Origin of the sequence: Mesorhizobium sp. M7A.F.Ca.US.006.04.2.1 (assembly GCF_004022915.1) — a bacterium.
GTDB classification, from domain to species: Bacteria; Pseudomonadota; Alphaproteobacteria; order Rhizobiales; family Rhizobiaceae; genus Mesorhizobium; species Mesorhizobium ciceri.
The window spans coordinates 1-6,536 of record NZ_RZQA01000316.1; the positions used below are offsets into that span (position 1 = coordinate 1).

The 6,536-nt window shown below is 64.6% G+C and carries 5 protein-coding genes; 1 reads left to right on the plus strand and 4 read right to left on the minus strand.

Annotated features, from left to right (window positions below; genetic code table 11):
- Nucleotides 1-755: acyl-CoA dehydrogenase family protein (locus tag EN925_RS17770; RefSeq protein ID WP_206632847.1), on the minus strand; the 755-nt coding region annotated here is incomplete at its 3' end.
- A gap of 137 nt (nt 756-892) precedes the next feature.
- On the opposite strand from EN925_RS17770, the gene EN925_RS17775 reads away from it, so the two are divergent.
- Entirely contained in the window at nt 893-1,804 is a 912-nt protein-coding gene (locus tag EN925_RS17775; RefSeq protein ID WP_127368319.1) for a LysR family transcriptional regulator, read from the plus strand.
- On the opposite strand, the gene EN925_RS17780 is transcribed toward EN925_RS17775, so the two are convergent.
- The 3 genes from EN925_RS17780 to EN925_RS17790 all read right to left on the minus strand — a co-directional run.
- Complete coding sequence (locus EN925_RS17780; RefSeq protein WP_127368318.1) at nt 1,805-4,129, minus strand: Tex family protein; 2,325 nt, start codon at nt 4,127-4,129, stop codon at nt 1,805-1,807. It abuts the gene before it with no gap.
- A 125-nt stretch (nt 4,130-4,254) separates the two neighbouring features.
- Nucleotides 4,255-5,436, minus strand: a complete 1,182-nt coding sequence (locus EN925_RS17785) for a serine hydrolase (protein WP_127368317.1) — start codon at nt 5,434-5,436, stop codon at nt 4,255-4,257.
- A 37-nt stretch (nt 5,437-5,473) separates the two neighbouring features.
- On the minus strand, nt 5,474-6,536 hold a 1,063-nt coding region (locus tag EN925_RS17790; RefSeq protein ID WP_164894262.1), incomplete at its 5' end, for a serine hydrolase.

Sequence of the window (6,536 nt, forward strand, 5' to 3'; positions counted from 1 at the left end):
CATCCGAACGGTCCGCCAAGGCCCTTTGCGTTGGGCAGCAGCGCGTCCTCACCGACCTCGACGCCTTCCATCACCACTTCGCCGGTGATCGACGCCCGCAGCGACAGCTTGCCGCCGATCTTCGGCGCCGAAAGCCCTTTCATGCCCTTTTCCAGCACGAAGCCACGGATCTCGTCCTTGCCGTTCTCCCCCTTCAGCTTCGCCCAGACGACGAACACATCGGCGACGGGCGCGTTGGAAATCCACATCTTCGAACCGGACAGCTTGTAGCCGTTGGCGGTCTTCTCGGCGCGCGTCTTCATACCGCCCGGGTCGGAGCCTGCATCCGGCTCGGTCAGGCCGAAACAGCCGATCCACTCGCCGCTGGCGAGCTTGGGCAGGTACTTCTTGCGCTGTTCGTCCGAGCCATAGGCATAGATCGGATACATCACCAGCGACGACTGCACTGACATCATCGACCGATAGCCGGAATCGACGCGCTCTACTTCGCGTGCGACCAGCCCATAGGTGACGTAGTTCGCGCCAAGCCCGCCGAATTCTTCAGGGATGTTGATGCCGAGCAGGCCGGCCTCGCCCATTTCACGGAAGATCGCGGTGTCGAAGGTCTCGTTGAGGTAGGCGTCCTCGATCCGCGGCGCCAGTCTGTCGGCGGCGAAGGCGGCCGCCCCGTCGCGCACCATGCGCTCGTCTTCCGAAAGCTGGCCCTCGATCAGGAACGGGTCTTCCCAGACGAATGCGTTCTTGTCGGCGGCCATGACGTTCTCCCAAACCAATGCATGTCGCTCAAAACGATGACACGCGTGAAGCAAAATGTTGGCCCGTTCTATCGGCCTGTGCCTCGAAAAAATCAAACGAAATTGATTCACCGATCAATGAGCATTAGGAATGGATCATGAGTGTCCAGCGCCGCCTTTTGCCCAACATCAGCGCCCTTGCCGCCTTCGAGGCTGTGGCCCGGCTCGGCAGTTTCACCGCCGCCGCCCAGGAGCTCGATCTGACCCAGGGCGCGGTCAGCCGCCAGATCAAACTTCTGGAAGATCAGTTCGGCCGCCGGCTGTTCGAACGCGACAGCCGCAATGTCAGGCTGTCGACATCGGGCGAGATCTACGCCGAGGCGGTGCGTTCAGCACTTGGGCAATTGCGTGACGCAGCCCTTGGATTGATGAGCAATCGGCATAGTGGTATCCTGAACCTTGCCATTTTGCCGACCTTCGGCACGCGCTGGCTGATGCCGATGATCCCCGATTTCGTCGAAAACAATCCCGATATCACCATCAACTTCGTCACCCGCGTCGGCCGCTTCGATTTCGCCAGGGAGAGGCTGGATGCCGCCATCCACTACGGCCTGCCGGACTGGCCGGAGGCCGACTCGACACTGTTGGTGCGCGAAACCGTGGCGCCGGTCGTGTCGCCCGAATTCCTCGCCGGCCGCGCCATCGCCTCAACGGCCGATATCGGCCGCTTGCCGCTGCTGCACATGGCGACGCGTCCTGGCGCCTGGACAGAATGGTTCGAGCATCAGGGCCTGAGCGCGCCGACCGGGCCCGGCATGCAGTTCGAACAGTTCGGCACCGCCGCCCAAGCCTGCATGGCGGGGCTCGGCGTGGCGCTGCTGCCGTTGATCCTCATTGCAGGCGAATTGCAGCGCGGCCAGCTGGTGCCGGCGCCAGGCCAGCCCATGCAAAGCCGCAGTGCCTACTATCTCGTCGTCCCGCACGACAAGCGCGGCCATCCGCCGGTCGCCAGTTTTCGCGACTGGCTGCTGGGCCAGGTCGAGAAGGAACCGGCCGTTCTGGCGTGGTAGCTACTTTCGCTTCAGCGCATCCGCCAAAGCAGCACCGAACGCTCCCTGTTGCGCCGGCCGCTCCGGCTGGCGTTGCTGGGGTGCCGGCGAACGTGGCGCCGGCCTGCCGCCATTGTCGCGCGGTCCGCTGCGCGGAGCACCACCCTCGCCGCTATCCTTGCGCATGGAAAGCGCGATGCGCTTGCGCTTGATGTCGACATCGACGACGCGCACCTTCACCACGTCGCCGGCCTTGACCACCTCATGCGCATCCTTGATGAACCGATCGGCCAGCTGCGAGACATGCACCAGCCCGTCCTGATGCACTCCGATATCGACGAAGGCGCCGAAGGCGGCCACGTTGGTGACCGTGCCTTCCAGCAGCATGCCGGGCTTCAGATCCTTGATGTCGTCGATGCCGTCGGCGAAGGTCGCCGTCTTGAAGCCTGGGCGCGGGTCGCGGCCGGGCTTTTCCAGCTCCGCCAGGATATCGCGCACCGTCGGCAAGCCGAAACGCTCGTCGACGAAGACGCGTGGGTCGAGTGCCTTGAGCGCGGCACTGTCGCCCATCAACGACCGCACATCGCGCCCGCAGGCAGCGACGATCTTCTTCGCCACGCCATAGGCCTCCGGATGCACCGACGAGGCGTCGAGCGGCTCGCTGCCATTGGCAATGCGCAGGAAGCCGGCGGATTGTTCGAAGGCCCGAGGTCCGAGCCGCGGCACCTTGAGCAGGTCCTTCCGGCTGGCGAAGGGCCCGGTCGCATCGCGATGCGCAACGATCGCGTCGGCCAGCGATGCGCCCAGACCTGAAACGCGCGCCAAAAGCGGCGCCGAGGCAGTGTTGAGATCGACGCCGACGGCATTGACCGCGTCCTCGACCACCGCTTCCAGCGAGCGGCCGAGCCGGTACTGGTCGACATCGTGCTGGTACTGGCCGACGCCGATCGATTTGGGTTCGATCTTGACCAGTTCGGCCAGCGGATCCTGCAGCCGCCGGGCGATCGACACGGCGCCGCGCAACGACACGTCGAGGCCGGGGAATTCCGCCGCCGCCGTCGCCGATGCCGAATAGACAGAGGCGCCGGCCTCGCTGACGATCACTTTCAGTGGCTTGGGGCCACCGTCCGCCGGCATGTCGGACAGCATGTCGGCCACCAGCTTTTCGGTCTCGCGGCTGCCGGTGCCGTTGCCGATCGAAATCAGCTCGACCTTGTGCAGGCGGATGAGCTTGGCGAGTTCCGCCTGCGTGCCACGCACATCGTTTCTGGGCGGAAATGGATAGACCGTCGTCGTTGTCAGCACCTTGCCAGTGCCGTCGACCACCGCCACCTTGACGCCGGTGCGGATGCCGGGGTCGAGCCCCATCGTGGCGCGCGAGCCGGCGGGAGCGGCCAGCAGTAGATCCTTGAGGTTGCGGGCAAAGACGTGGATCGCTTCCTCCTCCGCCCGCTCGCGCAGATCGCGCATCAAATCGAGCGTCAGATGCAGCGACAGTTTTATACGCCAGGTCCAGCCCGCCACCTCCATCAGCCATCTGTCACCCGCAAGGCTGCCGCCGATGGCATAGGCATCGGCGATCATCCGCTCGACCGGCTTCACCGGTGAGCTGTCATCGGCATCGACCTCGATGTCGAGCGACAGCACTTCCTCGTTGCGGCCGCGCAGCATCGCCAGCGCGCGATGGCTCGGCACATTTGCCCAACGCTCGACATGGTCGAAATAATCGGAGAATTTCGCGCCGGCCTCCTGCTTGCCGTCGACCACCCTGGCCCGCATGAAGGCGCGCTCCTTCATGTAGCTGCGCAATTTGCCGACCAGATCGGCATTCTCGGCGAATTGTTCCGACAGGATGTCGCGCGCGCCCTCGAGCACCGCCTTGGTATCGGCCACCTCTTCGTTGACATAGGCCAGCGCCAGTTCGGCAGGCACCAATGAGCGGTTCGCCAAGATGGCTTCGGCCAGCGGCCCCAGCCCGCGCTCCCTGGCGATCTCGGCCTTGGTCCGGCGTTTGGGCTTGTAGGGCAGGTAGATGTCCTCAAGTTCCGCCTTGGTGGTGGCGGCGACGATCTTGCCTTCAAGCTCCTCGGTCAGCTTGCCCTGTTCGCGGATCGAGCCAAGGATGGTGTCGCGGCGCGCGTCGAGCTCGCGCAGATAGGCAAGGCGTTCGGCAAGATCGCGCAATTGCGTGTCGTCGAGCCCGCCGGTGACTTCCTTGCGGTAGCGCGCCACGAACGGCACTGTCGCGCCCTCATCGAGCAGTTCGATCGCCGCGGCCGCCTGTTCGGGCCGCGCGCTGATCTCGGCCGCGATGATGGCTGCAATGCGCTTGATGTCGGATGCCATGTCGTTCCTGCTCTCATCCAAAGAGCGGCGACCATAGGCGCAGACGTCCGGCCCGCCAACCGCCGCGCTTCGATCAGCCCGGCGGGTCCACAGGAAAGCGTATGCTAATGTGGTGGACAGCCGCGCTAGATTATCCGGCTGAGCGCCTCGAAGAACGCGACGATCTCGATATCGAGCGGATCGTCGACAGGCTGCGGCTGCGACGACATCTTGGCGATCACCACTTCGGTCCTGGGATCGACATACAGCCACTGGCCATGGATACCGATGCCGCAATAGGCGCCGTTCTCGTGTCCAGTCTGGTACCATTTGTTGCGGTAGCGGCCCTTGGGAAACAGTGGCAGCATCGCGCCGCGCTGCCAGGCGTCCGCACTGCCGCCAGTGCTGGTCGTGTCGCGCACCCAGGCTTCCGGTACGATGCGGCGGCCATTGGCCATGCCACCTTGCCGCATCATCTCGCCGACACGCGCCAGGTCGCGCGGCGTCACCGAAATGCCGCCGGCCGTGCGCGCCGTGCCCTCCATGTCGACGCCGATCGAGGCTTCGCTGACAGCGCCGAGCGGCAGCCACAGCTTCTCGCGCATCAGGTCGGTGAACCGCTGGCCCGACGCACGCTCGAGCAGCAGGCCGAGCAGGTCGGAATTCGGCGAGCGGTAGCGGAAGGTCTGGCCATGCGGCTCTGCAAGGCGTTGCAGGGTCAGGATGAATTCGCGCAGGCTCTCCGTACCGCCGCCCGGATTCCACAGCGTGGCACGGCGATAGCGGGCGAAAGCACTTTCCGGATCGAGATAGGCTTCCTCGAAATCGAGACTGACGCTCATATCGAGCACATGCCGCACGCTCGCATCGCCATAGGCCGAGCCGGCGGCTTCGGGGATGTAGGCCGTCACCGGCGCTTCCGGGTCGAACACCCCCTCGCCTTCCAGTATGCCGGCAATGATGGCGGTCAGCGACTTGCTGATCGAAAAGATGATGTGGCGGGCGCCGAAATCCATATGCGGCGCGAACCAGTCGCCGACGATCCTGCCGCCTTTCATCACCGTCAGTGCGTCGGTGCTCGAACGTGCGAGAAAATCAGCCACTGTCTCCGGTGTGCCGGCGATCGCGACCTTCTCGCCGAGCAGGCCGCCCATATCGCGCACGGGGGTTTCGACAACGCCCGACGTCGCCGTCACCCGGGCGGTCGGCACCAGTTCGCCGAGATTCTGGAACGACCACCGGTTGAACGGGTTCTCGCGCCAATTGGCGAGCACGACCTGGTTGCGCCGGAAGCCATAGCGGGTCTCGAACACGGTTTTGCCGGTCATGGCGTTTCCTTCCGGGTCGTTTCTTCTTTGTGGGGGCTCAGCGAAGTGCCGTGGCGATAGCGTGCACGGCTTTCAGCGTCGCTATGGAATAGGCACCATTGGCGAAATCCGGCCAGGTCGAAAGCTTCACCACGACCATTCCGGTGTTCCAGTCGATATGGATCATCTGACCGAACACGCCGCGGCACATCAGTGCGCGCGAGCGCGGGTCCTCGATCCAGAACTGGTTGCGATAGCTGCCCTCCGGCAGGCTGGGGCTGAAGTCCGGCCCATGCCTGCCGTTGCGCGTGTCCTCGACCCAGCCGGCCGGCACGACGCCGCCACCATTGTCGAGGATCAATTGGCCGAAGCGGCCATAATCGCGCAGCGTCGCGTTGAAACCGCCGTCGGCCACCGCATAGCCGGCGCTGTCGACCGTGAAGCAGGCGCTTTCATCGGCGCCGAGCTTTTGCCAGAGTTCTTCCGAAACCAGTTGCGGCAGCCGTTTGCCTGTCACCCGCTCCATGATGAAGGCGAGCACATCGGTCTCGATCGAGCGGTATTCGAATTGAGCCCCGTGCGGACGGACCGTTTCCTTCAAGCCCAGGATCAGTTCGAACATGTGCGAGGGCCAGCGAAAATCCGGATCGCTGCCAAGCGGCACCGGCTTCCAGCCGGTGGCGACATCGACCTGGCCGATGTCGGAATAGCGGTCGGTATATTCCTCGGAGAAACGGACGCCGCTGGTCATGTCCAGCACATGCTGCACATTGGCGCCGGCCCAGCCGGTAGCGCCGAGTTCCGGCAGGTAGTCGCTTACCGGTCTGGCCGGATCGATCAGGCCGCGCCCGACCAGTATGCCGAACACCGAACCGGTGACGGACTTCGCCATCGACTGCGACAGGTGCAGCGTGCGCTCGTCCATGCCGTTGAAATAGCGCTCATAGGCAACCTTGCCGTCCTTGAGCACCAGAAAACCGTCCGTATAGGTCTCGTCGAGCAGCCCGGCGAGTGTCGTCGGCTTGCCCTCGCTGTCCTCGACCGCCAGCCCGTCAAGATCGACCTCGGCGCGTTCGAGACGGCGGCGATGGCCGTTGCCGCGCCAGACTTCGGCGGTCGGC

What these genes read in the sequence shown, in the direction of transcription:
- EN925_RS17775 (WP_127368319.1), top strand. Translation starts at nt 893, where the DNA reads ATGAGTGTCCAGCGCCGCCTTTTGCCCAACATCAGCGCCCTTGCCGCC.
- EN925_RS17780 (WP_127368318.1), bottom strand. Translation starts at nt 4,129, where the DNA reads ATGGCATCCGACATCAAGCGCATTGCAGCCATCATCGCGGCCGAGATC.
- EN925_RS17785 (WP_127368317.1), bottom strand. Translation starts at nt 5,436, where the DNA reads ATGACCGGCAAAACCGTGTTCGAGACCCGCTATGGCTTCCGGCGCAAC.